Source organism: Hymenobacter sp. B1770, from assembly GCF_049896385.1.
Lineage (GTDB): Bacteria > Bacteroidota > Bacteroidia > Cytophagales > Hymenobacteraceae > Hymenobacter.
The window spans coordinates 685,294-711,012 of the sequence record NZ_JAFCUF010000001.1; the positions used below are offsets into that span (position 1 = coordinate 685,294).

A 25,719-nucleotide genomic window follows, 5' to 3' on the forward strand; every position below is an offset into this window, starting at 1 on the left:
AAAAAAAGACCCCGACGCTATTGGACCGGGGTCTTGTGTTACCAATCGGTTGCGCTAGCAACCGCGTCGGCTAGTACACATATTTCAGTGCCGTTACGTCGCTTGAAGTGAAGTAGCGGTTCTGGCCGCTGCCGATGCAAGCCAACATCCACGAGCCCGAGCTAGCCGTCGTAGGCGTGCCGGGGATGTGAATAGCGCCCACGGTGCCAGCTCCTTCGTTGGCGTAGGAGCCGCCGCAGCTGTAGCTCCGGTCCATATAGTCGGTGTGGCGGAAGCCGATGCAGTGACCCACTTCGTGGGCCAGAATGGTAGCAATGTAGGTGCTGGCGTTAGCCGTGCCGATGGCGCCGGAATTAACCAGGACTTGGTAGTAAGGGTTGCCGTTGGAGGGGAATCCAGCCGAAGCCAGGTAGCCCGAGCCAGAGGGTGCGGGGTTGAAGACAATGTTGCCGCCTGAAGTTACCCGGGTAAAGCGAATGAGCAGGCTTTGTGCATTGTACCGACGAATTAGTTCGTCGGTGGCTGTTACATAAGCTGATGGTAACGAAGTGGATACGCGAATGGAAATCGTGCGGCCCGAGCCTACGCTTACCAGGTTGCTGGTACGGTACTGCTCCTGGTCGCCTACGCGCAGGAGTTGGTAATCCGGCTTGTTGGCCAGGTTTTCGTCGGTTATCAAAATGTCGCCCTCAACGAGGTAGCCGCCGTCAACCCGCTTGATGTCTTGGGTGGTAAGGCCCATTTCCTTAATTTGCGAGATTACAGCCTGCGAAACAATAGCTTCCTGGGTAGCTGGAGCTACCGTTTCCTGCTCTTTAGAGCAGGAGAAAAGTGTTAACGCCGAAACGGTGCATAGAGCGGCGGCAGAAAGTACATTTTTGATTTTCATAGTGGTGTTGGGGGTTGTTTGGGGGTGGTAGTTTGGAAATTGTTGAAGGAGGGACGCAATTAGAGGAGAATAATTGTAATCAACAATAGCTATTTTGTGAAACATTAAGAAAATTTCAAAATCTATGTCTCTATGCCCCTAATGCCATTTATAATTATGTTTATAATATAGGATTGCCAAAATCTTATACGTTTCTCCACAAAGTGCCATGCCCTTAAAAAGGAACCTTTGTTTAGAGTTGCTTATTGTTCTTTTCATCAAGGCTGAAATGCCTTACTTCGTGCGGCCTCATTGGGCCGGAAGTGCCCTAGCCGATTTTCGTATCTTTGCTAGGAACTGAATTTTCGTGGAAATCCTATTTCCCTCAACTATATATTTTTTAGCTAGTGGCTTGTTCATCATGTTCTTCCGGCGGGGGCTGCGGCACCAAGCCGGGCGGCTGCAAATCCAACGGGGGCTGTAGCACCGGAGGCTGCAACCGCCTCAATGTATTCGATTGGTTACAGGACGTAGAAGTCCCGGATTCCTTTGCCGGGTTTGATATCGTAGAGGTCCGCTTCAAGGGCGGCCGTAAAGAGTTTATGCGCAACGCCGAGCGCCTGCCGCTCGTGACTGGCGACGCTGTGGTAGTAGATGCTGCCGGCAGCGGCTGGCACCTCGGCCACGTGAGCCTGAAAGGCGAACTGGTGCGCCTGCAAATGCGCAAAAAGAAAGTGCCCATCGACTCCAAGGAAATTCGCAACATCCTGCGCATTGCCACGCCCGACGACGTGGAGCGCTGGGAAGCCGTGCGCGACCTTGAGAATGGCACCATGTTCCGGGCCCGCGCCATGGTGGGCGAGCTGCGCCTGCGCATGAAGCTGAGCGACGTGGAATACCAGGCCGACCGCACCCGTGCCCTGTTCTACTACTCGGCCGAGGACCGGGTCGACTTTCGGGAATTGATTCGGCGCTTGGCCGACGAGTTCCGGGTGCGCGTCGAGATGCGTCAGATATCCTTGCGGCAGGAGGCTGGCCGCATCGGCGGCATCGGCGTGTGCGGCCGTGAGCTGTGCTGCTCGACCTGGCTGCAGGACTTCAAAACCGTGAGCACCACGGCCGCCCGCTACCAAAACCTGAGTTTGAACCCGCAGAAACTGGCCGGCCAGTGCGGCCGCCTCAAGTGTTGCCTCAACTACGAGCTCGACGCCTACCTCGACGCGCTCAAGGACATTCCGCAGGTGCAGCGCCCGTTGCAAACGGCTCGGGGCGAAGCTTTTTTGCAAAAAACCGACATCTTCCGCCGCCGCATGTGGTTTGCCTTCAAAGGCGACAACAACTGGGTGATGCTCGACACGTCCCGCGTGCGCGAGCTGCTGGAGATGAACAAGCGCGGCGAGAAAATTGAGAGCCTGCTGGCGCCCCGCGAGGAGGCTCCCGAGCCCGAAGTATCGGCCATTGTAGAGGGCTCGCTCGACCGCCTGGATGACAAAATCAAGTCGAGCAGCAAGCGCTCCAAGCGCAAGAAAAACCGCAGCGAAGGCGATGTGGTCGAGGCCCGCGCCCCACGCGAAGGCCGCGAGCCACGGGAACCGCGCGAGCCACGTGCTGTTACCGAGAACGGCACCGAACTGCACGAGCCTCGGGAGGCGCGCCCGCCCCGGGAGGGCCGCATGCCCCGCGATGGCCGCCGCCCCGCGGGCGCCCCTCCTGGCGGCCCCCGCCCACCCGAGCAAATGACCAGCCCTGGCCCCGCCGACATCGATAACCCGGTGCCCGCCCTAGGCGACGTGCCGGAGCAGCGCGGCCGTCGGGGCGCCGCCGCTCGCCCCCTTAACCGCCGCGGCGGCCGGAACCGGAGCGACGCCCCCCGCAACGAAGGCACCGAGCCCCGGCCCGAGCCGAAAGATGGCGCGGCTCCGGGGGCTCGCCCCCGCCGCCCGGAAGGGCCTCGCCGTCCCGATGCCAATACCCCCAGCGGCCCACCACGCCCCGCTGCTGAGGGCAGTGGCGAGCCGCACCCACGCCGCGACGCAGGGGAGCGACGTGCCGAAGGCGGCGAACGCCGCGAAGGCCGCGGCAGCCGCAACAACCGTCGCGGCGGCCGCGGGCCCGCTGGCGAGGGCAATGCCTTGCCAGCGCCGGCTCCTTCCCCTGCCGGTGCGTAGGCCCCGGTGTGTTTTCAAATGCCAATCAAGTAGTTGGCTGGCGGCGAGGTGATGCCGCCGATGGGAAGCCATCGGCGTAGCATTACTTCGCCGCCAGTTGATTAACCAACCCTGTTTACTTGCGATGTACCAACGTTTTGCACTTCGATTAACCACCGCCGTCGGGCTATTGGGCATGCTCACGGCCTGCGACCCTAACCAGGTATTTGAGCAAAACATTGATTTTCCGAAATACTCCTGGGACGTGCAGCAAAAGCCGGCGTTCACCTTCGCCATCGAGGACACGGCCGCGACCTACGATGTGTATTTCAACGTGCGGCACGCCTCGGCCTATGGGTTCTACAACCTCTACGTGAAGCATACCCTGGCGGGCCCCGCGGGCCGGGTGGGGCAGCCCCTGCTGCACCAGATGCTGCTGCTGGACCCCAAAACCGGCGAGCCAAAAGGCAGCGGCACCGGCGACATCTACGACATTCAGCTACTGGCCCTGCCCAACCAGCGCTTCGCCAAACCCGGCAACTATACCCTGACGCTGGAGCAGTACATGCGCCAAGACCAGCTGCCGGGCCTCATGGCCATGGGTGTGCGGGTCGCCAAGCACACAGACAAAAAGTAGTTTCAATCAATCGGCGTGTTCCTACATTCTGCATGACGTTTTAATGCAGGATGTAGGAACAAGTGTAAACAGACAAAAGCCGGCTCCGCGCAATGCGTGGCCGGCTTTTGTCTGTTTGTTGTGCTTCGTCTCTACTCAGGATGCCGCGAGTTGCTGTGAACAAGTCCGCTGCCTGGTCGGAATGCCAATTGCTTATTGCAGGCGGGTAACGTCTACGGCATTGGGCCCTTTCTTGCCTGCTTTGATGTTGAACTGAACCCGGTCGCCTTCCTGAATCTCATGGATGAGGCCGGTCTGATGCACGAATATTTCTTCTTGGTTATCGTCGGCGACGATGAAGCCAAAGCCTTTGGTGTCGTCGAAAAACTTAACGGTGCCGGTAAGCATAAGCGGTTGGAGGGGGTAAAAATGAAGATGGCCTTGGCCTAACGCACCCAGCTGGCCGCAGGTTGGCGGTGCGCGGGCAGAGTGCAGAAGTACGTAGCCGGGCAAAGGTAAAATTCCAGCGGCGAATGGCCTCGGCTTACGGAGCAGGTTGGCTTCGACCAGGACCAAGGCGAACAACGGGTTGGGGGGCGCGTATAGACGAGGAGTCCACCCATTCACCGATTCTAATTCCCACTCCTGCCATGAACAACGAGGAAACCAACCTGAACACCGAGACCAACGACATTGCGGGCAACCGCATAGACGGCCCGGTAGGCAACACCGCTGCCCGGCCTACTCCGCCCGGCACCGGCACGGGAATTCCCGGCGGTCCTCCGGCCCAAAACGCCGCGGGCAGCTCCGACATTATCAGCCCCAGCGCGCCTGCCTCGAGCGAGTCGTTGGCTGATTCGGAAACGAGTGTGGGCGGGGGAGCCGTGGATGTGGAGTCGGACGAGCAGGAAAACAAAGAAGCCAACCCCGACGACCTGAAGCCCACCAATAACTACGGCGGCAACTTCAGCAACAGCACCCAGGGCAGCTACAACGACCGGGAGCGCCGCGAAAACCAAAACAGCGACCCCAGCCGCGGCGAGTTTGGAGCCCAGGACCTGGGCGGCACCACCCAGGGCGGCTACGGCAACCAGAACCGTATTATCAGCTACCAGCCCCGCAGCTCGGCCGAAGACCAGTACTACGGCGGTGCCGGCCGCCCGGGCCTGCAAGACAACTCCTACCGTGCCTACGACGGCGGCAACGAGCGGTCTGACAACCGTGCTAACTATGCTTATGAGCAGGGTGCCCCAGCGGCCAACACATCGGGCCGCGCGGCCGATGATGGCCAGCTTAGCGGCACGAATTACGATGGCCCGAACGGCGATAACCGCAACCAGCCCGACCGCGCCGATGCCAACAGCGCTTTCCAGGTCGACAATGGGTCGGCGCCAAGCAGCCGCGACAGTGGCTTCGCCGACGATTATGGCCACACCTCCCTGCGCGGCGAAGGTGCCAGCAACATCGGCACTTCCTCCCAGGCCAATGGCCAAAGTGGTGCCGAGCATCGCAACCAGACCGAAGAGTATCGGCCGCAACAAACCGGCGTTGATAAGCAAGGCCACCGCGAAGAGCAGCACCCTGGCTACTCTACTAACGACCCTGAGCTGGCCGACCAGCGCGGCCAGCGCCCGCCCAGCAGCATGGGCTACGCCGACCGCGGCCGGGAACAGCCCCGCCAAACTCCTGACTTCCGCACGGGCAATGACCGCAACGGCTACGTGGAGGGCAACGGCGGCGACGCCTCGCAGGGCATGGGCTCAAAAGGCGGCTCCTACAACGACGCCTACGACGACAGCCAGCCCGGCAGCAACGCTGGCTCGCCCGCCCAAGGCGACCAGCGCATTGAGGACCGGGCCCAGAACTATGGTCAGGAAGCCCGTGAGGAAAACAGGAGCAATGAGGGCGACGATGATACCGCCGACTACCGCGCCCCACGCCGCAACGCCGGGCGCGATGAACATGGCGACGAGCAGTTGAACGAATCCTAACATTAAAAAAGCCCGCCAGGTAACTGGCGGGCTTTTTTGTTGCTAAGTGCATTCACCCCAGCGGCTATTTGCCACTGGCCGACTGGACCTGCTGCATGGGGTTAGGCGGGGTTTGCTGCTGCTGCTGAAAGAGGTCGAAGCGGCTGGCGGCGGGCTGGCGGGGGAAGGCGTTGTTGCTCTGGTCGGTGTCGGCCGTCTGCTGGAAGGGGTCGAGCACGAAGGAGACGACGGGCTGCTTGGTGACGATAATCTTGGTGACCTTCTCGTTGTTCTTGCGCCAGATTTCGGCCGGGATGGTCTGCACTTCGGTCGACTTATCGGCGTAAGTCAGCTGGACGATGACGGGCATGACCAGCCCGCCGACGTTGCGCAGGCTCAGCTCGTAGAAGTGCTGCTGCTGGCCCAGGCGCTGGCGCTGCGCGGGGCTGAGCGCGCCCAGGTAAGCCGTATAGCGCTGCTGGTCGGCCGCCGTGACGGCCAGCGGGTTGTACTGGTTGTAGAAGTCCTTGAGTTCGGGCTTCTCGTCCACGAGCGTGCTTTTGAGCTCTTGGGCGTTGCGCTGGGCCGAGATGGAGGGGGCCGCGGCGGCCTGCAGCTGCTGCTGGCGGGCCTTTTCCACGGCCGGGTCGCCGGAGCTCGGGGTGTAGTACTTCACCGACTCGAGGGCCAGGTCCGTGCGGTCGGTGGTGTAGAACCAGCCGCGCCAGAACCAGTCCAGGTCCACAGCCGAGGCGTCTTCCATCGTGCGGAAGAAGTCGGCCGGCGTGGGGTGCTTGTAGGCCCAGCGCCGGGCGTAGGTCTTGAAGGCGTGGTCGAAGAGCTCGCGGCCCATCACCGTCTCGCGCAGGATGTTCAGGGCCGTGGCTGGCTTGGCGTAGGCGTTGGGCCCAAACTGCAATACCGACTCCGAGTTGGTCATAATCGGGGTTTGTAGGCTTTTATCGGTGCGCATGTATTCCACAATATTTTTCGGCTCGCCGCGGCGTGAGGGGTAGTTGCGCTCCCACTCTTGCTCGGTGAGGTACTGCACGAAGCTGTTCAGGCCCTCGTCCATCCACGACCACTGCCGCTCGTCGGAGTTCACAATCATGGGGAAGAAGTTGTGCCCCACTTCGTGGGTTATTACCCCAATCATGGCATACTTGGTTTGGGCCGAGTAGGTGCCGTCTTTCTCGGGGCGGCCGCCGTTGAAGCATATCATCGGATACTCCATGCCGAAGATTGGGCCGTGCACCGAGATGGCGACGGGGTATTCATAAGGAATGGTGAACTTCGAATAGGTCTTGATGGTGTGGGCCACTACTTCGGTTGAGTACTGGCCCCAGAGCGGGTTGCCCTCCTTAGGGTAGTACGACATGCACAGCACGGGCTTGCCGTTCTGCTTAATCTGCATGGCGTCCCAGATGAACTTGCGCGAGGAGGTCCAGGCGAAGTCGCGCACGTTCTTGGCCGCGTAAGTCCACGTCTTGGTGCCCGTGGCCCGCTTGCCCTCCGCCTGCACGGCCTCGGCCTGGCTGACGATGAGCACCGGCTTCTTGGCCGTTTTGGCCTGCTCCAGGCGCTGGCGCTGCGTGGCAGAAAGCACTTGGGAAGGGTTTTGCAAAGTGCCAGTCGCGCCCACCACGTGGTCGGCGGGGGCGGTGATGCTCACCTTGTAGTTGCCGAAGGGCAGGGTGAACTCGCCGCCGCCCAGAAACTGCTTGTGCTGCCAGCCCTGGTTGTCGGAGTACACGGCCATGCGCGGGTAGAACTGCGCGATTTCGTAGAGGTAGTTTTGGTCCTCCGGAAAGTACTCGTAGCCGTTCCGCCGCACCTGCTGGCCATTGATGTTGTAGTGCCAGTTCACGTTGAAAGCGAACGACTGGCCGGGGCGCAGGGGCTTCGGCAAATCCACGCGCATCATGGTGTAATTGGTTACCGTTTTGAGGGCTTTGCCGTCTTTGCCCGTCACACTCTCAATTTTAAAACCACCGTCGAAATCAGATACCAAGCTTTCAATGGCGTTGAACGTCATGCGGTCCTGCAACTGGCTCACTTCCGTTGTCGCGGTGATGGAGTTTTTCTCCAGCACGTTTTGGTCGAGCTGCACCCAGAGGTAGGGCAGCACGTCGGGCGAGAGGTTGGTGTAGGTGATGGTTTCGCGGCCGGTAAGGGTCTGCTTGGTATCGTCGAGCGTGACCTTGATGTCGTAGTCGGCGCGCTGCTGCCAGTAGTCTTTGCCCGGCGCACCGCTGGCCGTGCGGTAAGTATTCGGAGTAGGCAGCACGGTTTCGAGCTGTGCAAATTTGTCGGTGCCCGAGTTGGTGGTTTGGGCCTGCAGCGCCAAGGGCGACAGCAGCCCCAGCAACAAAGCTGTTACGCCGCGACGCGGCGAGAAGAGAAAGCGAATTAGCATGAGACAAATTTATTCAATAAAAGCGTCTGGCTTGTCATTCAAACCTTCAGAGTATTGGTTGAATAAACCAGAATGTTGGGGCGAGTTAGAGGGCGGCGGCGCGAAGCATTTCACTCGTTGCATCTGCCTCGCGGCTGTCATGCTCATGAAGCAAGCGTCCTGTTTGGTTCCACGAATCGTTGTGTCGTGAGAAGATGCTTCCTTCGTCAGCACGACAGCCGATTATGGACATGCTCTCCGGGGTGGCGCAAGCCTTGGACTATAGCCGGAAAAAAGCCGACAACAACCCCTGTGCCAGTGCACCAGAATACCAGAATTGTTGTTTTAAGATGCAGCCAAGATGCCGAACCACAGCCAATTGCCGAGCTTTTAAACCTGCTTTCAAGCGGTTGGCTGGTTATAATCAGTTGCCCAATTGTATGTTTATGGCTTGTTAGCCCCCGCGCCTATGCCTGCTGTCGTCCGCGCCACCTCCGAGTTTTTTGACCAGCTGACCAATGACCTGCTGGCTTTGCGAGTTCTGGCGCAGCAGCGCTTTCGCCCCCTGAACGCCGAAGAGCTGAACCGGCGGCCCGGTCCGAGCCGCTGGAGCGCGGGTCAATGCCTCGAACACCTCAACATTGTGGGGGGCTACTACCTGCCCAGCATTGCCAAGCGCATTGCTAAGGCCCAGGCCCGCGGCTCTAAGCCTACGCCTACCGTGAAGCAGGGCTTCTTTGGTGGGCGCTTTGTGAATGCCATGCGCACCCCGGCCAGCGAAAAAGCCTACACCACGCCCCAGCGCTACGCTCCCACCGGCACCCGCCTGCCCCGAACGGTAGCCGAAGTATTCAGCCGCCAGCTCGATGAACTGCTGCGCCTGGTGCTGCTGGCCCGACAGGTAAATGCCAACGCCGTGCTCATTCCCAACGCCGTGTTTCCGCTGCTGCTCTTGCGCTTGGCCGACCAGCTTGAGTTTCTGGTAGTGCACATTCAGCGGCACGTAGCCCAGGCCGAGGCCGTGCTCGCCGGCAACGTCGTTAGCAACAAAGCCTCGGCAGCGTAAAAGTTGGTATATAATTAATAGAGTAAGGCTGCTCCGGTCCGACCTAGGCGGGCCGACCGGTTGCCGTTGGAGAATGCGCCTTAATACAACAATGAAGCATAGCCCAGTCACACCAGGGTTTCTGCTACAGAAAAAACGCCCCGATAGCATATCGAGGCGTTTTTTGTAGTAGAAGCTACGTTGCGGAGAAGCGTTTACCTGCCTCCGAAGAAATAATTGGCCGACACGTGAAAAGTGCGGTTATAAATTTCGCCGCCAGTATCGTTGCCCTCGGGGTCGTTCGGAGAAATATTGACGAGGCCCAGCCCGTACCCTAGCTGAAGCTGATAAGCGCCCAGCCGGTAGCCAAGGCCCGCGTTGAGGCCGGCATCGAAGCGGCGGAAAGTGGCGATAACGTTCGGGGTAGAGCTGAAGCCCCCGCCGAAGCCACTGTTAAGCTGTTCGTTGGGGTTTTGCCGGTCGCCGTACTCAATGGTTAGGCCGATGGGAAATGAACTGACGGCGCCGCTGTTCATAATGTCGGGGTCGGTGCTGGTGATGGCCAGCTTGCTGGAGCCGGCACCGCCCACGCCCATAGCCACGTACGGCCCCGCGAACAGCTGAAAGCCGTGGTCGCCATCGGAAGTGTACACCAAGTTCAGGGGAATTTCTAAATACTGAAGCTTGGGTGTGGCGGTATAGGTAACGGTGGTGGTGTAGGGAGGATTGGAACTGTCGGAGCCCGTAAACTTCAGCTGCGACCCTTTCCGACTGAAGAGCACCGAAGGTTGAAACGCCAATTTGCCAAAGCTTATGTTGGCCGTGCCCCCAACCTGTACTCCGGTGATGTGACTGGCATCGTTGGAAAGCCCGGCCGGAATGTCGCCATACTTGTAGGAAAAGTTCGAAACGTTAAGACCTAAACGAGCCCCGAAGCTGACGGCCGTCTGAGCGTGGGCGGTGGGAGCGGCGGCAACCAGGCCGGCCACAAGGCAACATGCAGATAAAAGGTTTTTCATGTGTGGTAAAAGAAACGAGAGAGTGTGAGGCAAGTAGATATAACGATGTGGCAATCCGGACAAAAGTACGGGTCGAAACCGGCTGGCCAACCGGTGCACACTTTGCTGATGTATTAATTTAAATCGGCGTCCGGATATGCAATAAAAGCTGCCCTGGCATCTTTAAGGCGCCGCCCACACACCGCGTTGCCGTCCTATGCGCCTGTTTCTGTTTGTCTGCCTGTTGATGACGATGGTTTTCAACCCCAATTCGTCTGCTTCCGCACCGCCCGACCCATACGCGGCCCAGTGGAAGAAGATTGACGCGCTGCTATCCAAAAGCCAGACCACCACGGCCGCACCGTTGGTAGAAGCCATTTACCAGAGCGCCCGCCAAGCGCAGCACACCCCCGCCTACGTGCGCTCCCTGCTCTATAAAATCCGGCTGCTGCAAGCCCGCGAAGAAGACGAAACCGAGAAGGCCATTGCCCTGCTGGAAACCGAGCTGAAAACCGCCACCTTTCCAGCCCGGCCCATCGTGCACTCGCTGCTGGCCGAGCTTTATACCACCTACCTCAACGCCAACCGCTACCGCCTCTACGAGCGCACCGCCGGAGCCAGCGCCACCACCGGCCCCACCGCCGGAGCCGATGCGGGTACCGGGCTTGCCACCTGGGACATGGGCAAGCTGGGTGCCGCCATCGTGCGGCACTACTACGAGTCGGTGGAAGACGAGCCGCTGCGCCAGCTCAACACTTCTTTGGCTGCGCTTGGCGACCTGGCCGGGGGTGGTGATGCCGAAGGCAGGGCCCTGCGCCCCACGCTCTACGATTTGCTGGCCCACCGCGCCATTGAGGGCCTCCAAAACCAGGAACTGTACGTGACCCGGCCCGAGCAGCAATTCCAGCTCACCGAGCCGAAGCTGTTTGGCACGGCTGCGGAGTTTGCCGCTCTGCGCCTGATGGCGCCTGGCGCCGACTCGCTGAATGGGCAGCTGCACGCGCTACGCCTTTTGCAGCGCCTCACGGCCTCGCGCCAGCAACTCGTGCCCGCCAACCGGGCGGCTCTGGCTGATGTGGACTTGCAGCGCGTCGACTACCTGCGCGCCCTCACCCAAAACACCGACCTGGTCGACGACTATGAGCGGGCGCTTGTGCGTCTGGCCGCTGCCTACCAGAACTTACCCATTAGCGCGGAGTTCATCGTTCGTCGGGCCGAGTTGCAGCGCGAAACCGACCCCGTAGCTGCAGTAGCTCTCACGCGGGAAGCCGAAGCCCGGTTCTCGAAGTCGCATGGGGCGGCCCGGGCGCGGCAGCTGCGCGCCGAAATTGAGCGGCCTGAACTTGAGTTTTCAGGTTCTGAAATCGTCGTTCCCAACCAGGCTTGGCGCCTAGACGTGAAGGCGCGCAACGTGACGGCGCTACACGCTTGGGCCTACCGAATTTCGCTGAAAGAATGGGCCAGCTTGAAGAGAACTAGTTACGGCGATGAGGATGGTTTTTTGAGGATAAACGCGCGCAGGTTGAAATCAAAAGCGGTAGCAACGTGGACAATTCCTGTGGCTCCCACTTCCGACTACAAAGAGCAAAAGCTGGCAACAGCCGGGCCGAAACTGCCAGTTGGCTATTACTTGGTAATAATCAGCAATCAGAAAAGCAAGTCATTGGCTCAGCGGAAAGGCTTGGTAACAAGTCATGCTGTGTTGGGTGCCAGCCAATTGAGCGCCCTAAGTCATTACGAGCCAATTACAGGGAAACCCCAGTTACTAGTGTTAGAGCGTCAGACTGGACAGCCATTAGCAGGTGTGTCGGCGCAGGCAAGCTATCAGTATTACGATGTTAAAGCTCGGAATAATGTCATTCGCAAGAGTGAGGTACGCCTAACTAATGCCATGGGCATTGTAGAGCTGCCAGCAGCAAACGTTACTGGTCAATTAAGTGAAGACGTAATTGCTACTCGTATTTGGCGCGGTGCCGATACGTTGAGGAAAGCACCAATTGGGGATTATTATGGGCGAAGTGATGACGATAATGAAGATGCCCAGCGCCGCACCTTTCTCTTCACCGACCGCGCCATTTACCGGCCTGGCCAGACGCTCTATTTCAAAGGAATTCTGACCGAAACCCGAGGGCAGCGGAGTCGTCCCGCTACCAGCCAACTGGTGAGCCTGCGACTGGTGGACGTGAACGGCCAAACCGTGCAGACGCTGCCGTTCACCACTTCCGAATTCGGCAGCTTCCATGGCTCCCTTGTGCTACCCACGGGCCTGCTAAACGGTGAAATGAGGCTGCAAACCGACCACGGCAGCTTGACCTTCGCGGTGGAAGACTACAAGCGCCCGACCTTCTACGTGCAGCTCGATTCGGTGCCCGGCCGCCCGCAATTGGGCCGGCCCCTCACGGTGGGCGGCCAGGCCCGCGCGTATTCCGGGCAGGCCACGGATGGCGCTTCGGTGAGCTACCGCGTCACGCGCCGGGAACTGTGGCCGCTGTTTCATTTCGACGGCGACTATGGCAGGCGGGGTTCGCAGGAAATTGCCCACGGCACTACCACTACCGATGCTGGGGGACGTTTCAGCCTCACGTTCACGCCTCCGCTAGTGCCCAACGTGCCGGGCCCGCCCCGCGGCTGGGAGCCCGGCTACCTCTTCGAAATTACCGCCGACGTAACCGACGCAGCCGGCGAAACCCGAACCGGCACCCGCGCTTTTCCCATCGGCCGCAATCCGCTTAGTCTGCTGCTCACCGGGCCGGGGTTGGTCGATAAGCGCCGTGTATTTGCCTTTACGCTAGTGACCAAAAACGCAACGGAAGAGCTGTTGCCCGCCAGCGGCACCCTGCGGCTTTTTGCCCGGCAGTCCCGGCCGGTGGTTCCCGGCGTGCCCGCGCCGCGCCCGATAGAAGACGAATCGCGCAACACTGAAACCCCGGAACCCGCGCCGCGGTTGGTGAAAACGCTGGATTTTGACACAAAAACCAGCTCCGAAATCAACCTGGAAGCGGTTTTGGCCGAATTGCCCAGCGGGCGCTACCGGCTCGAAGCCCAAGCCATAAGCCCCGATACGGCGCGCGATTATCTCAACTTCGTGCTGTTTGATTCGGAATCGGCCACGATTCCCTTTGATACGCCGAACTGGTTTGTGGCCCACGGCGACACCACCAACCCCAACAAGGCGTACATTCTGGTGGGGAGCCGCGACGCCGATGCGCGCATTTTACTGGAAACCGAGCGCGGCGGCAAACTCCTGCGCCGGGAGTGGCTGACGCTCAGAGCGAACGAGCAGCGCCGGATAATGCTGGATACCGGCACTGTGGCTGCCACTGGCCCGCTTCACGTGCACACCACGCAAGTGCGCGACAACGAGCTGTATCGCAACGAGGCCCAATTTGAGACGGTGCCCCGGCCTCAGCCGCTGCGTCTGTCCATCGCCACGTTCCGCAACAAGCTTCTGCCCGGCCAGCAGGAAACCTGGCGCGTCACCATTCATCAGGCCAACGGTCAGCCCGCCGTTGCCGAGCTGCTGGCTACGCTGTATGACCAGAGCCTGGATATTTTCCGCCTGCACAGCTTCATGGGTTTGGAATTGGGGTCGGAATATTACCCGGCGCGGTTTGAATGGCAGGGCGAGTTTGGGAAGCTGAGTTCGGCGCAGTTATTCGATATCGAAACCTCGGACGATGCGCCGAGTGTGCGCTATCCAGTGTTGAGAACATGGGAGAACCATTTGGTAATACCAGACCAAGATGAATTGAGGGATAAAGTAGTGAGCAGAATGACGGTGCAGGGTAATTCTAACGCTGGTGCTAGTGCCGGGAACGCGGAAATGACTACCGTAAAATTTACTCCACCCGTCATCAAAAAGGACGAGGAAACATTAGGTGCTTATGCTTCTGTTGCCGCTGATGCTACTACAATCAGAAATCCACGCCAGTCAGGAGCAACCCCCAACCTCACCATCATTCCCACCCGCACCGACTTCCGCGAAACCGCCTTCTGGCAGCCCGCCCTGCGCACGGATAAAAACGGCGACATCGTGCTCGAATTTCAAATGCCGGAAGCCGTGACGCGCTGGCAGCTGCTGGCCCTGGCCCACGACAAAGACCTGCACACCGGCCAGCTGGCCCGGCAGCTGGTCACCCAAAAGGAAATCCAGATTACGCCCAACGCGCCGCGCTTTTTCCGGCAGGGCGACACGTTCACTTTCTCCGCCAAATTTTCGAACCTGACCACCCAAAAGGTGAGTGGTACGGCGCAGCTTTTCCTGCTCGACGCCGCCACCGGGCAGGACATCACCAGCCAGTTGCTAAAAGGCAATGCCCAGCAGCCCGCCGTGGCCGCCGCCAACCAAAGCGCCGCGCTAGGCTGGGAAATCAGCTTGCCTACTGACTTTGCGCCGGCAGCAGTGACCTACCGAGTGGTTGCAGAGGCCAATTCATCAATCAATAATGAGCAGCGAGCAATTAAGAAGCCACGAAGAAGGAAAGCCAAGCTTGATTATACACTCCGCGTAGACGGCGCAGATTATTCTGACGGCGAGGAAAACACCCTGGCTGTGCTACCCAACCGCGTCCTCGTCACCGAGCGCCTGCCGCTGCCCATCGTGGGCCCTGGCGCCCGCACCTTCGAGCTAAGCAAGCTCACCAGCAGCGCCACGCGCCGCAACCATTCTCTTACCCTGGAGATTACGGCCAACCCTGCCTGGTACGCCGTGCAAAGCCTGCCCTACCTCATGGAGTACCCCTACGAGTGCTCCGAGCAAATCTTCAGCCGCCTCTACGCCAACCTGCTCGCGGCCCAAATTCTGAAGTCCAACCCCCGCTTCAAAACTATGCTGGCCGAGTGGGCGCGCCAGGCCCAAAGCGGGACGGCGGCTCAGAAAAAGAACCTCGCCAGCAAACTGGCCCAAAACGAGGACTTGAAAAACCTTCTGCTGCAGGAAACGCCTTGGGTGCGCGACGCCCAGGGCGAAACCGAGCGTCTGGCCCGCCTCACCGAGCTATTCGACGCCACCCGCATGCAGGGCGAAATCAATCGCGCCCTGCTTAAGCTGCAAAGTATGCAGCTGGCCGGCGGCGGTTTTCCCTGGTTTGAGAAGATGCCCGAAGACCGGTACATCACCCAGCTCATTGTGGCGGGGTTTGGGAAGTTGAAAAAACTAGGGGCCTTCAATGCCAGTGCTGACCCGGTGGGCCGCCAGGTATTGCAAGAGGCACTGCAATACCTGGATAGCAGCCTGGCCAGCGACTACGCCACGCTGCAAAAACAGAAAAATGTGAAACTAGCCGATAACAACCTCCACGACCTGCACATCCAGGCGCTGTACGCCCGCAGCTTCTGGCCGCATCTGGCCGAGGCTCCAACTTCAAAAACGGCCCATACCTACTACCGGGGGCAGGTCGCCAAGTATTGGCCTGGTCAGACACGCTACTTGCAGGCCCAAGCCGCCCTCGTACTAAGCAGGTATTACGAGCGGGTTGGGGGCGTTGATAAGAATGTGGCTGCTTTGATAATGACCGGCTTGTCCGAAAATGCGCTTCATTCCTCTGAACTGGGCATGTATTGGAAGGAAGTGCGCGGCGGCTACTACTGGCGCGAGGCCCCCACCGAAACCCAGGCCACGCTCATCGAAGCCTTCGATGAGATTAATAATGACCGGAAAGCAGTGGATGAGATGAAACTCTGGCTGCTTACTCAAAAGCACACCCACCACTGGGAAAGCACCCGCGCCACCGCCGATGCCTGCTACGCCCTGTTGCTGCGCAGTTCCGACTGGCTAGTGCCCACCCAGCCGCTGCTAGTGGCCGTGGGTGGCCAGCCCGTGAAGCCCGAGGCGGCCCAGGCCGGCACCGGCTATTTCAAAACCAGCTGGCTGGCGGCGGAGGTCCTGCCGGCCCAGGGCCGGGTGTCTATCACCAAGCCTGATGCCGGCGTGGCCTGGGGCGCCCTCTATTGGCAGTACTTTGAGGAGTTGGATAAGCTGACGCCCGCCGCTACGCCCCTCAGCCTGGAGCGCCAGCTCTACCGCGAAACGCGCACGGCCGGCGGCCCGGTATTGGAAAAGGTGACTGCAGCCACGCCGCTCAAGGTAGGGGAGGCCCTGGTGGTGCGCCTGGTGCTGCGCACCGACCGGGCCCTCGAGTATGTGCATTTGAAAGACCAGCGCGCCGCCGGACTCGAGCCCATTGCCCAAACCAGCGGCTACCGCTACCAGAACGGATTAAGCTATTATGAGTCGCCGCGCGACGCGGCTACCAACTTCTTTTTGGGGGCCGTACCCCGCGGCACGCACGTGTTTGAGTACCGTTTGCGCGCTGCCCAAGCCGGCGATTTTTCGGGTGGCTTAAGCGAAGTTCAGTGCCTGTATGCTCCCGAGTTTCGGGCCCATTCGAAGGGTTTACGGTTGAGGATGGCTCCGTGAGGTGGTCAACAAGTAAAATATGCTGTTGGACGGTCTCAAGGCCCTTCTGACCCTCTAAAACGGTCACGGCCTTGGATTTAAACAGGGGGGGCTGTAGTTTTGTCTTACGTCGGGTTTATTTTAATCATCTATGAAGCATCTATTTGTCCTTTTTTCGCTGTTCCTGACCTGGAGCAGTGCCCAAGCTCAAAGCGAGAAGCAAACCCCTGTTACGAAGCTGCCAGGAGAAGAAAACCTGAGCGTGCGCGAGCGTGCTGAACGGGATTTCCTGATGCCCGTACGCCGCAAAAAGATGTTGGCAGTAGAAGCCGCCAAGGCCAACGCTGAGGAGAGCACTGCCTCCCCAGAATCGGACGCCACCGCTCGCTACAGCGAGTCGGCCGAGGAAGCCAGTTCGGTCCCTGCGCGCACCACCCGCAGCTACGAAGCCCGCAACACGGCTCGCCTTGCTGCCCGCCGCGAAGAAGCCCGCGCCGAGGCCCGGGCCGAAGCACGTGCTGAAGCCCGCCGGGCAGCTCGCCGCCATTCCTCGCATAGCAGCAAGAGCTCAAAATCAAAAAGACATAGCAAGTCCGAGTCGCACAGCAGCAAGTCGAAGACCAAAAACAAGTCGGCGGCCAGCAAGTCCAAATCAAGCAAAAGCAGCGAGTCCAAGCACAGCGCCAAGAAGAGCACTTCCAGAAAAGACAGCGCTGCGAAAAGTAACTCCAAGAAGAGCAGCGCCTCAGCTAAAAAGTCGAGCGCAAAAAGAGGCTCTTCCAAAAGCAGCGCCTCGAAGAAAAGCACGCCTTCGAAGTCAGCCTCTAAAAGCAAGAGTAAGCGTCGCCGCTAGCCGCGTCGCCAGCTGAAAAGCCAAAACAGCAAGGCCTGACACTACCAGTGTCAGGCCTTGCTGTTTTTAAGGGCTGCCGGGCACGGTCGCGCTACGGCTTCACAACTGCTCAATAGAACAGCTCAGAGCGAGAAATGGCGCCTGCGTGTCTTGCTATTATAAACTGATCTTCGAAAGGCTCGTAGTTGCTTCCTTCGTTGAGGTTGTCTCACACAAAAAAGGCAGGTCTCCCCCTCGGGTGACCTGCCTTTGTCAATTAGGTGCCAACAGCTAGCGCTTGTTGCGAACTATGAAGTTGTTGAAAACAGCAGTGTTGCCTTCTTCGCCCTGAGCCACCAGGCCCACGCGCACGCCGCGGTCCCAGGGCGGCAGGTACGTGCCATTGAGACTGAAGCTTTCGGTGGGCAGAGGCTGCCAAGAGGCACCATCGGTGCTGTAGGCGAAACGGTAGCGCTGGCCGCCCCACACTTCCAGGCGGAGGGTGATGGTATCGCAAGGGTCGATGAACACCTGCACCAGCGACTGCTGCTTGCCGCTCTTCAGGTGCCAGATTTGCACTTGCCCGTTGCCGGCCATGATGGCCAAGGCATTGTAGGGGTCGCCGATGGCGGCCAAGCCCGCAAAAGTGTCCTCGGGAAGACTAGCGAAATCCAAGGTAGTGGCTGCCTTGTAGGTGGCAACATTGGAGCGCCGGGCTACCATGGCACCGAGGCGCGAGGGGCTGGCTCCCAAGCGCAGTTGGCCGTCGCGGACGGTGGTTTTGGGCTGCTGCCCAATGGGCCACTGCCATTCCAGGCCCAACTGGTCGCCCTCAAACTCTTCCGCGACGTTGAGGCGGGTCACATCGGTGAGCGGAGCGGCCTGGGGGCTGCGGCGCTCAAACTCGGGCCAGCCTTCTTCGTTCCAAGTGAATTCGCTCAGCAAGCCTTGGCGGCCTACAAACTCGTGGCTCTCGGCGAGGTAGGCGTGATGGAGCAGAAACCAGCGGCCGTCCATTTGGGTAACGGTGCCGTGGCCGGGGCATTTCCAGGTAGTGTTGCGGTCGAGGATGGGGTTCTGGTCGTACTTCTCCCACGGGCCCAGTAAGGCCTTCGAGCGGGCCACACCGGTCGCGTAGTTGCAGCTCTTGCCGCAGCAGCTGTTGCCGGCGTAAAACATGTAGAAGTAGCCGTTGTGGTGCACTAGGGCCGAGCCCTCCACCAGGGGGCCTTCCCACTTCACGTCGTTGCCAAACAGCTCGGTGGCTTCGCCGATGAGAGCGGTGCGGTCGTCGTTGAGGCGCTGAGCCCAGATGGGCGTGTCTTGGTGACAGGAGTTGCCGTCTTCTTTCCAGATGAGGTAGAGGTCGCCGTTTTCATCGGGCATGGCAAAGCCATCGATGGAGCCAGCCTCCTGGCCTACCAGTGGGCCGTGGTCAGTGTAAGGACCTTCAGGGTGGTCGGCGCTGGCCACGGCTACGCACAGCATGCCACCTTTCTTACGGGCAGTGTAGTACATGTAGGTGCGGCCGTTTTCGTAGTGAAATTCGGGCGCCCAGAAGTTGGAGCTGGCCCAATCCGGCACTTTGCTGGGGAAAACGTGGGATATTAATTCCCAGTCGAGCAGATTATGGGAGCTGAATATCGGGAACACGGCGCCCCACTCGGCCGAGGTAGCACTAGCATAATAGGTGTCGCCAATTTTGGTGACGGTGGGGTCGGGGAAGTCGCCGGGCAGCACCACGCGGTCGTAGGTGCGGCGGGCGGGAGATGGGGCAACCTCAGGCGAAATGCCGAGGGCAATGGAGCCCAATGGGGCCGCCAGTACTAGTTCGATTGACACGGTGGGATGTGAAAAAAGGATAGATAGAATAGCAAGCCGTAGTGCGGCTTCGTTTCCATATTTAAAGGTACGCTAACGAAATTGATACTAAAGCGGAAACTGTAATTTTTTTGGATGAACCAACTAAAGTAATCGTCGAACGTAGAGGTGGACTAGACGAATGCCTTTAGAATAAATACGTAGAGATTTATAGCGTAAAGAGCCTTGAATAAGCAAAATTAGCTATGTTCAAGATTGCGTGTTGCCGTGAAATACTTAAACATATTTGGGGCCACTTCCTAGTATTTGCAGGTATCAAAGCAGAGCAAAATTATATTTTACTAAGAATATGCGTGCGAATAATCTTGCAATGGAGTGCCTGCAATGAGGGCACTGCTGTTGAGCGATGATTCGGGAGGGTTAGTAGGCAGCGGGAAAATGAGATAAACTTTACAAAGCGCTTCATCTCATATTGAAGAGCACAATGCATGGCGCTGGAGCTCAGCTGGCCATGTGCCGCAGAACTAAAATGTTAATTCCGGTCAGGGCCCTGAGCCGAAGGCGTGGCCATCGGGCACGTTTAGGTATGGCGTTTTTCCGCACCTAGGCTACTGAGCAACGCACTCTGCGTATTGTGCTGGCACGGCGTGCGTAATCAACCCACGGACACGGTCGCTGCGGTGGGCAAGTTGATGGTGAACGTGGTACACACGTCCTGGCAAGTCTCCACGGTGATGTGACCTTTGTGAGTCCTGACAATATCCTGGCTGATAAACAGGCCCAGGCCCGTGCCTTTAGAAGTAGGCTTTGTGGTGAAAAAGGGAGAAAACAACTGCTCTTTTTCAACGGCAGAAATGCCCGCTCCATTGTCACGAACCTGAATTTCTACTCCGTCTTCCCGAAAGATTGTAGCGACAGTAAGCTGGGGCTGAAAATCGGGGTGCCGTAAGGATTTTTCAAGCACGGCGTACATCGCGTTATTGAGCAGGCTAAACACGACCGTACTCATCTCGGTAGGCACTATTCTAACAGAGATATTTTCTGGGTTGGTACCATTAATCAGCTCTAGGCCAACATGGTGGTGTGTTTCATCTAACTCGTTTCTGTACGCCACCAGCTGTTCGTCAATGAATGAATTGAGGTCGACTTCGACGAACTCATTCGACTTTACTTGCAGGAGCTTGTCCATGCTGCGCACTATCCGGGTGAGGCTAGCGCCGTGGTCTTTGATTTTGCCGGCGTTGGTTTCAATCATCGCGAGCAGGGGCACCAGTTCCGTCTGAATGGATTCGTCGGCGTAAACTTCCGAGGGAAGCAACTCCTGGCATTCGGCCAAAAGCTCCAGCGAGATGTCGGAAAAGTTGTTGATATAGCTCAGCGGATTGAGCAGCCGGTCTACCAGCCCCTTGGTGAGCTGGCCAATCGAGGCCAGTTTTTCCTGCCGGATTAGCTGTTCCTGGGTTTCGCGCAGGTCGGCCAGCGTGCGCTTTAGTCCTTCCAATAAGTCGTCAGACTTTCGCTGCTCGACCAGTAATTCGCTGGTGCGGGCGTCGAGTTCCTAGCGCGTCGTTGAGAGGTCGGTCACCATTTTGTTGAACGCCGTGCCCAACTCCCCAATTTCATCGCGCGAATTGCTTTGCACGCGCTGGGTAAGGTCGCCCCGCCCCACTTTGGTGGCGGCATCCCGGAGCTTCAGAACCGGCACCGATATGCTTTTGGCCAAGCCAAAGCCAATTCCGATGCCGATGCTGAACACCAGGAAGCTAAAGAACAGCGAGGTGATTCGAATCTGCCGTTTGCTCTGCACAATTTCCCGGGTGGAGAACGATAGCATGATTTCACCAGTCATCATGGGCGTGCTGAAACTGGTCCGTTTGACCACCGAGGAGTCACTGGACGTGGCGTCAACGTTTACCTTCTTTTGCTCGGGGTAGGTCTTGAAAACTGTCCGGTTGATGCGGTACTTGGTGTGGTTGGCGTTCCAAACAGTATCGGTGTGGAGCAAGCTCACAAATTGCAGGAGGGGGTCCTTCTTCACGAAGTCCATGGCCGTTTGCACGCCCTGGAAATTTTGTTCAGTCATGGCAATTTTCACCCCCAGCGCCACCGTGTTGGCGTGGTTTTGCACGTCCTTGTTGAAGTTGTTCAGCAGGCTGCGCTCCTGAATGACGGGCAGGTAGAAAAGGACGAAGAAGGAAAACAGCAGGACAATGCTCGTCACCGCCAACCAGATTTTAGTCTTGACCGTGAGGCGCATGCGACGGACAACGTTCATGATGGCCGAAAGACGTGAGTTGTTTACCATACCAGGCGGGCCTTTGGGTAGCAGGCCGAATAGGGGCTGTCCTTATAAAAACTTTTTCCCGTCAATAGTGATGGTTTTACTGCCCGGTGCGGGTTGGTTCACTACGCCGATGGCCCCGGTGTTTGGGCAACAAACTCCGTTAGCTCGGCTTCGGAGTTGAAGAAGTTGGGCGCATCCGCTTTGCCTTGGAACACCAGCGCCAGCCAGTACTTGTTCAGCTCGTTGGCGCTCATGTTATAGATTTTACGGCTGGTGTTCTGGCCGATGGGCGTGGTGGTTTTCAGGAGGGCTATTACCACTTTGCTGCCATCGGGCCAGCGGAGCTTTTCCCCCTTCATGGTCGACCTCAGCTGTGCCAGTTTCATCTCGGGCGGCACCCCTTTGCCATTGCCAATTACCACGAGGTTGAGGTCCTGCGCGCGCGCCGGCGCGCGGCCATGCACAATGATAAGCAGCAAACAGAACGTAAATCGATACACCCAAGCCATACAGAACGAATTAAAAGCCAACGGCAACCTGGAAAGTGACCTTGTCGGGGGTGGTGTGCAAGGGGCTGGTGACGTGTTGGTATTCGAGCTTGAGAACAGCCAGATAACTTAACTCATAGCGCAGGCCAGCTACAAAGGATTGAGTGTTGCCGGAGAGAAAGTACACTTCCCGGTTGCTGGTAAACCGAATGTCGTCGAAGCGGACATAGGGAATGAATTTTTCGGTCAGGCGCAGGCCGGCATAGACATAAGTAGCCACGGCGCGCTGCATGCCCAGGCTGTCGGACTGGCTGGAGACTATGCTGCTTTCGGCCAATAATTCAAATTTCTTGGAGGAAATCGAATCATTGTAGGAAATGGAGCCCGTCACGATGTCCTGATTTATTCGGGTGAGAGCCACTGGCCTTACCCCTCCACCGCCCGAGTGGTTGTGCATGGTGCTGCCTTTCGAGATGGCATCGTGGTACAGGGAGGCGCCTAGCCGCATGCCGTCGGTGGGCTTGATGTGCACGGCCAGCGTCACGGACTTTACCGGGTTGTTATCCGCCACATCGCCCGACCCGATGCCGTTGCCCACCATGGCATCGTAGCCGAAGCGGATGCCGCCCAGGTTTTGCCCCTGCAAGCTCACGCCCGTGGTGTGGATCGGAATAATGCCCTGCGCGAACAGCAGGGGCCGGTCGATGGTGGGAAAAAATACCCGGCCGTGGTGATAGGTGTCGTTCCAGTAGTTAATGGGCGTGTGGTGCTTGCCGAGCAAGACGCTGTGGTTGCCCGCGTAATTATATTTCAGAATTATGCGCTCGACGCTGATGTTAAAATTAGTGGGCGAAGCGAGCGAGAACCTGAACACGGTTTCCCCGAGGAAGGACAGGCGCTCCGTTATCTCGGAGGTAATGAACAAGTCCTGCTCGCCAAGGCCAAAGTTTACTTTGCCGTTTTGGTAGTAGGTCAGGGCGTCGACGAACCCCCTGATTTGAGTTCGTTGAGCGGAGGCGCGTGGGACAACGCCTGCTAGCAAACCAAGTAGCAGGACAATGCGTGAGTAAAAGTTTATTTTCATACGCCACGCGTTGGTTTTTAATACTTCCTAGCTTGAGGAGGGAGGTGTATCACTTTGTTTCATTAGCAGCACATTCCTACTGTAGGAAGCGCATCCGCAAGAATTTAGTATGACTACATGCTTAGAATAATTTTTTTTATTTAATAAAGCATTATAGAGCAATGCTGCCAAATATACTTCAAGATTAGGTTATTATAGTACAACAAGGCCGAATCAGAAATAATGGGTTGTAGGGGCTATAAAGCTGAGACGTCCTTTGCTGCTGCACCGACCAGTACTTCTCGCTTACTGGAATCCTGAAGCGCCAGAATATGGCCTACTGCTCTAAAGCCGCGAAGAAGCGGGCTGTGACCCAATACCTGCTACAAGGCCTCGCGAGCACAGCATTGGACAACTTATTGGTGGAGGTGCGAACGCTGGACTGAAGACTGTATGAAGCCGTTTAGCCTGCCAGAAAGGTGTACAGAGCCGAGGGCTGAGAGAAGAGGCACCAGGCATCTTTTGCCCGCAGTCGTGGTTGCCGCTGAGGCCTCGGAGGGGGAGGGGACAATGCTGCAGACCAGGGCTTACGTTCTTCAGGGCTGACCGGTGCAGTTGCAGGCGGCGTGGTGGGCAGGCCACTAAAAAAGGCTGCTTCCTCAAGGAAGCAGCCTTTTTTAGTGGCCGCGACGGGAATCGAACCCATATCAAGCGTTTAGGAAACGCCTATTCTATCCGTTGAACTACGCAGCCAGAACGGGTAAGTCATGCAAAGGTAAGGTATCGGGCAGGTGAGGCAAGCGCCTGCTTGCGATGCGCCATACCGAGTTGGGTGCCGCCAACTGCTCGCGGCCTGAGCAGTAACACGTCTTTTGTTTACCTATAAAAAGTGAATGGTCCCTGTAACGAATAAACAAATAGCTGGTACCCGCTGCACAACAGGTCGTTCAATTTCTTTTTTTCTGCAGCTACCCCGATGCGGCAACTCTACTTGCTGGTGTTTTGCCTGCTGGCATCCTCTGCCCCGGCCCAGATATTGCCGGGCGCTCACCTTACCGGCCAAGTGCTGGATGAGCAGCGGCGGCCCGTTGAATTTGCGAACATAGTGCTAGTGAGCAGCCCCGACTCGGCAGTGGTAGCGCAGGGCACGGACACCGATGCCCTGAGGAAATTTGTGCTGGAACGCGTGCCGTGCTGCCGGGACAGTACCGGGTGAAGGTGGTGGCCCTGGGCTACCGAAACGCGAGCAGCCCGCTGAGACGAACACCCGCGAGCACGGCCTTGCTTCGGTGGTGCTAAGCCTTACGACTTGTAGAGCAGTACAATAATAAACGACAGTACCGTGAGGATGAGCCCGACCATGAATACCGAATAGCTGGTGCGCAACAGGCCGTACTTGCGCGAGAGCACTTCGCCGAGGTAGTACACGTCGGTCACCATGTTGGTGTAGAGGCCTTCCTTCTGTTGCATGAGCTCGCGAATACCGGACTGGAAATTGTCGAGGCTGAGCTTGGTGAAGTTGCCGAAAAAGAGCAGGTTCACGCGGCGGTTGGTGGCAATTTCGGGGCTTTTCTTAAGCCACTTAAAGCTCGTGACGTCGGGTTGGGCCGAGAGAATGGCCGTGACCACCGAGGCCAGCGACGTGAGCAGCAGGATGCTCATGGGAACGGCCAGCACCGGGTTGCGGGTAAAGGCCGGGCCCAGGGCCGAGCTCTTGGCACCCAGGTAGGTGATGATAACCGACAGCAGCACCGCATTAAGCTGAATCATCATGCCGGCCTTTTTGTCGGCCATGTCAGAAAGCTTGATGTGGTTGTTGTACATGGTGCGGAACATGGTTTCCACGCCGCGCTTGGGGTCGGCGAAGGTTTCGCTTAGCTCCTTTGACTTCTTTTTCTTTTTTTTCTCGGTTTTCTTCAACTGCTCGCGCTGCTCGGCAATGTTCACCTTGAAGGGCTTTTCGTAGCGGTCCTTGCCGGCTTCCGACTCGTACTTATGCTCGAGCATGAAGTTGAGCTGCAGCTCGGCCCATTCAGGGTTGGAGTAGGTTTTGCCCAGCACCAGCTCCCATTCGGTGCGCAGCAGCTCGGCGTTGGAGCGGAAGTCTTCGCGCGCCAGGTTGCTCATGTCGGCATCAGTGAGCATTTTCTGGAGCTCGGTTTCAGACGCGGAGTCGCGGTGCGTGGCCTTAATGAGTTCCTGCACAAGCTGGATGCGTCCGGCATCGACGCCGCGCTCGGTTAGCCAGGCGCGGGCGCGTTCCATGCTGCGGAATTCGTGGCCGTCGTATACATCGAGGTAGCCGGTGTCGTGAAACCATGCTGCCAGCAGCAGGGCCTCGGTATCGTCGGGGCTGAGGTTGGCGGCCTGCGCCAGCGCACGGCATTCTTTGGCTACTACCTCGGTGTGGCGCAGCGCGTGGTAGGTAAGCTTGGCGGGCAATTCCTTGCCAAAAAGCTCGGTTACGTAGGCCTGAGCCTCCTTTACCAGCGCGGATACTTTGGCTTTAGGGGCCTTCTCAGCGGCATCGATGGGCAGGGCTGCGGGAGCAGGGGGAGTGTCCTTTTCAAGAGAATCGGTCGGCGTGCCCGGTGCAGCAGGGGGGGCGGTGTCGACCGTATCGGGGGTAAGTTCTTCCATGACAGGCTAAGCTACGGCCGATTCATCCGGCGGGCTTGCCAGCATTGAACGCGAAGCGTTGAACAGAAGTTAAAAAACACAAGCCTAACCGCACCGCGGTGCTTTGCGTAACGGGCCTAAGCAGGTCATTCCCGCGCCGGTCGTACGTTTACTTC

General features: G+C 58.3%; 17 protein-coding genes and 1 tRNA gene. 7 read left to right on the top strand and 11 right to left on the bottom strand.

Going from position 1 to position 25,719, the window contains the following annotated elements:
• Positions 1 to 70: 70 nt before the first annotated feature.
• Positions 71 to 889, bottom strand: a complete 819-nt coding sequence (locus ACP7AJ_RS02870) for a M57 family metalloprotease (protein WP_426058671.1) — start codon at positions 887 to 889, stop codon at positions 71 to 73.
• A 386-nt stretch (positions 890 to 1,275) separates the two neighbouring features.
• Between ACP7AJ_RS02870 and ACP7AJ_RS02875 the strand changes: the two genes are divergently transcribed.
• Positions 1,276 to 3,036, top strand: coding sequence for a PSP1 domain-containing protein (locus tag ACP7AJ_RS02875; RefSeq protein ID WP_426058672.1), 1,761 nt, complete (start codon positions 1,276 to 1,278; stop codon positions 3,034 to 3,036).
• 124 nt (positions 3,037 to 3,160) lie between these two features.
• Positions 3,161 to 3,652 (top strand): gliding motility lipoprotein GldH, encoded by a 492-nt coding sequence (locus ACP7AJ_RS02880; protein ID WP_426058673.1) that lies wholly within the window; start codon positions 3,161 to 3,163, stop codon positions 3,650 to 3,652.
• Positions 3,653 to 3,844: 192 nt separating this feature from the next.
• On the opposite strand, the gene ACP7AJ_RS02885 is transcribed toward ACP7AJ_RS02880, so the two are convergent.
• Positions 3,845 to 4,039 (bottom strand): cold-shock protein, encoded by a 195-nt coding sequence (locus ACP7AJ_RS02885; protein WP_068189689.1) that lies wholly within the window; start codon positions 4,037 to 4,039, stop codon positions 3,845 to 3,847.
• Positions 4,040 to 4,281: 242 nt separating this feature from the next.
• Here ACP7AJ_RS02885 and ACP7AJ_RS02890 point away from each other — a divergent pair, with 242 nt between their 5' ends.
• A complete protein-coding gene (locus ACP7AJ_RS02890) occupies positions 4,282 to 5,622 on the top strand; it encodes a hypothetical protein (RefSeq protein WP_426058674.1) in 1,341 nt (446 codons plus the stop codon).
• Between the two features lie 64 nt (positions 5,623 to 5,686).
• Here the strand turns inward: ACP7AJ_RS02890 and ACP7AJ_RS02895 are convergent, their stop codons facing one another.
• Positions 5,687 to 8,017, bottom strand: a complete 2,331-nt coding sequence (locus tag ACP7AJ_RS02895) for a M1 family metallopeptidase (protein ID WP_426058675.1) — start codon at positions 8,015 to 8,017, stop codon at positions 5,687 to 5,689.
• A 448-nt stretch (positions 8,018 to 8,465) separates the two neighbouring features.
• On the opposite strand from ACP7AJ_RS02895, the gene ACP7AJ_RS02900 reads away from it, so the two are divergent.
• Positions 8,466 to 9,062: a DinB family protein gene (locus ACP7AJ_RS02900; protein ID WP_426058676.1), complete on the top strand. Its 597-nt coding sequence runs from the start codon at positions 8,466 to 8,468 to the stop codon at positions 9,060 to 9,062.
• A gap of 194 nt (positions 9,063 to 9,256) precedes the next feature.
• On the opposite strand, the gene ACP7AJ_RS02905 is transcribed toward ACP7AJ_RS02900, so the two are convergent.
• Positions 9,257 to 10,060, bottom strand: a complete 804-nt coding sequence (locus ACP7AJ_RS02905) for an outer membrane beta-barrel protein (protein ID WP_426058677.1) — start codon at positions 10,058 to 10,060, stop codon at positions 9,257 to 9,259.
• A 196-nt stretch (positions 10,061 to 10,256) separates the two neighbouring features.
• Here ACP7AJ_RS02905 and ACP7AJ_RS02910 point away from each other — a divergent pair, with 196 nt between their 5' ends.
• Positions 10,257 to 16,457: an alpha-2-macroglobulin family protein gene (locus ACP7AJ_RS02910; RefSeq protein ID WP_426058678.1), complete on the top strand. Its 6,201-nt coding sequence runs from the start codon at positions 10,257 to 10,259 to the stop codon at positions 16,455 to 16,457.
• Positions 16,458 to 16,587: 130 nt separating this feature from the next.
• A complete protein-coding gene (locus tag ACP7AJ_RS02915; protein WP_426058679.1) occupies positions 16,588 to 17,289 on the top strand; it encodes a hypothetical protein in 702 nt (233 codons plus the stop codon).
• A 270-nt stretch (positions 17,290 to 17,559) separates the two neighbouring features.
• Here ACP7AJ_RS02915 and ACP7AJ_RS02920 read toward each other — a convergent pair whose 3' ends face one another.
• The 6 genes from ACP7AJ_RS02920 to ACP7AJ_RS02945 all read right to left on the bottom strand — a co-directional run bounded on the left by ACP7AJ_RS02920 (position 17,560) and on the right by ACP7AJ_RS02945 (position 23,677).
• Entirely contained in the window at positions 17,560 to 19,110 is a 1,551-nt protein-coding gene (locus ACP7AJ_RS02920; protein ID WP_426058680.1) for a family 43 glycosylhydrolase, read from the bottom strand.
• A 634-nt stretch (positions 19,111 to 19,744) separates the two neighbouring features.
• Complete coding sequence (locus tag ACP7AJ_RS02925) at positions 19,745 to 20,590, bottom strand: sensor histidine kinase (protein ID WP_426058681.1); 846 nt, start codon at positions 20,588 to 20,590, stop codon at positions 19,745 to 19,747.
• 57 nt (positions 20,591 to 20,647) lie between these two features.
• Positions 20,648 to 21,364, bottom strand: a complete 717-nt coding sequence (locus ACP7AJ_RS02930) for a HAMP domain-containing protein (protein ID WP_426058682.1) — start codon at positions 21,362 to 21,364, stop codon at positions 20,648 to 20,650.
• A 131-nt stretch (positions 21,365 to 21,495) separates the two neighbouring features.
• Positions 21,496 to 21,882: a hypothetical protein gene (locus tag ACP7AJ_RS02935; RefSeq protein ID WP_426058683.1), complete on the bottom strand. Its 387-nt coding sequence runs from the start codon at positions 21,880 to 21,882 to the stop codon at positions 21,496 to 21,498.
• A gap of 10 nt (positions 21,883 to 21,892) precedes the next feature.
• Positions 21,893 to 22,945, bottom strand: a complete 1,053-nt coding sequence (locus ACP7AJ_RS02940) for a hypothetical protein (protein ID WP_426058684.1) — start codon at positions 22,943 to 22,945, stop codon at positions 21,893 to 21,895.
• A gap of 660 nt (positions 22,946 to 23,605) precedes the next feature.
• Positions 23,606 to 23,677: transfer RNA gene (locus ACP7AJ_RS02945), tRNA-Arg, on the bottom strand.
• 223 nt (positions 23,678 to 23,900) lie between these two features.
• On the opposite strand from ACP7AJ_RS02945, the gene ACP7AJ_RS02950 reads away from it, so the two are divergent.
• Positions 23,901 to 24,140: a hypothetical protein gene (locus ACP7AJ_RS02950; RefSeq protein WP_426058685.1), complete on the top strand. Its 240-nt coding sequence runs from the start codon at positions 23,901 to 23,903 to the stop codon at positions 24,138 to 24,140.
• An 86-nt stretch (positions 24,141 to 24,226) separates the two neighbouring features.
• On the opposite strand, the gene ACP7AJ_RS02955 is transcribed toward ACP7AJ_RS02950, so the two are convergent.
• Positions 24,227 to 25,564, bottom strand: a complete 1,338-nt coding sequence (locus ACP7AJ_RS02955; protein ID WP_426058686.1) for a Pycsar system effector family protein — start codon at positions 25,562 to 25,564, stop codon at positions 24,227 to 24,229.
• Positions 25,565 to 25,719 lie beyond the last annotated feature (155 nt).

Excerpts from the sequence above, each read along its gene's own strand:
- ACP7AJ_RS02870 (WP_426058671.1), bottom strand. The coding sequence starts at position 889 with ATGAAAATCAAAAATGTACTTTCTGCCGCCGCTCTATGCACCGTTTCG.
- ACP7AJ_RS02880 (WP_426058673.1), top strand. The coding sequence starts at position 3,161 with ATGTACCAACGTTTTGCACTTCGATTAACCACCGCCGTCGGGCTATTG.
- ACP7AJ_RS02885 (WP_068189689.1), bottom strand. The coding sequence starts at position 4,039 with ATGCTTACCGGCACCGTTAAGTTTTTCGACGACACCAAAGGCTTTGGC.
- ACP7AJ_RS02890 (WP_426058674.1), top strand. The coding sequence starts at position 4,282 with ATGAACAACGAGGAAACCAACCTGAACACCGAGACCAACGACATTGCG.
- ACP7AJ_RS02895 (WP_426058675.1), bottom strand. The coding sequence starts at position 8,017 with ATGCTAATTCGCTTTCTCTTCTCGCCGCGTCGCGGCGTAACAGCTTTG.
- ACP7AJ_RS02900 (WP_426058676.1), top strand. The coding sequence starts at position 8,466 with ATGCCTGCTGTCGTCCGCGCCACCTCCGAGTTTTTTGACCAGCTGACC.
- ACP7AJ_RS02905 (WP_426058677.1), bottom strand. The coding sequence starts at position 10,060 with ATGAAAAACCTTTTATCTGCATGTTGCCTTGTGGCCGGCCTGGTTGCC.
- ACP7AJ_RS02910 (WP_426058678.1), top strand. The coding sequence starts at position 10,257 with ATGCGCCTGTTTCTGTTTGTCTGCCTGTTGATGACGATGGTTTTCAAC.
- ACP7AJ_RS02915 (WP_426058679.1), top strand. The coding sequence starts at position 16,588 with ATGAAGCATCTATTTGTCCTTTTTTCGCTGTTCCTGACCTGGAGCAGT.
- ACP7AJ_RS02930 (WP_426058682.1), bottom strand. The coding sequence starts at position 21,364 with ATGAACGTTGTCCGTCGCATGCGCCTCACGGTCAAGACTAAAATCTGG.
- ACP7AJ_RS02935 (WP_426058683.1), bottom strand. The coding sequence starts at position 21,882 with ATGGCTTGGGTGTATCGATTTACGTTCTGTTTGCTGCTTATCATTGTG.
- ACP7AJ_RS02940 (WP_426058684.1), bottom strand. The coding sequence starts at position 22,945 with ATGAAAATAAACTTTTACTCACGCATTGTCCTGCTACTTGGTTTGCTA.
- ACP7AJ_RS02950 (WP_426058685.1), top strand. The coding sequence starts at position 23,901 with ATGCGGCAACTCTACTTGCTGGTGTTTTGCCTGCTGGCATCCTCTGCC.
- ACP7AJ_RS02955 (WP_426058686.1), bottom strand. The coding sequence starts at position 25,564 with ATGGAAGAACTTACCCCCGATACGGTCGACACCGCCCCCCCTGCTGCA.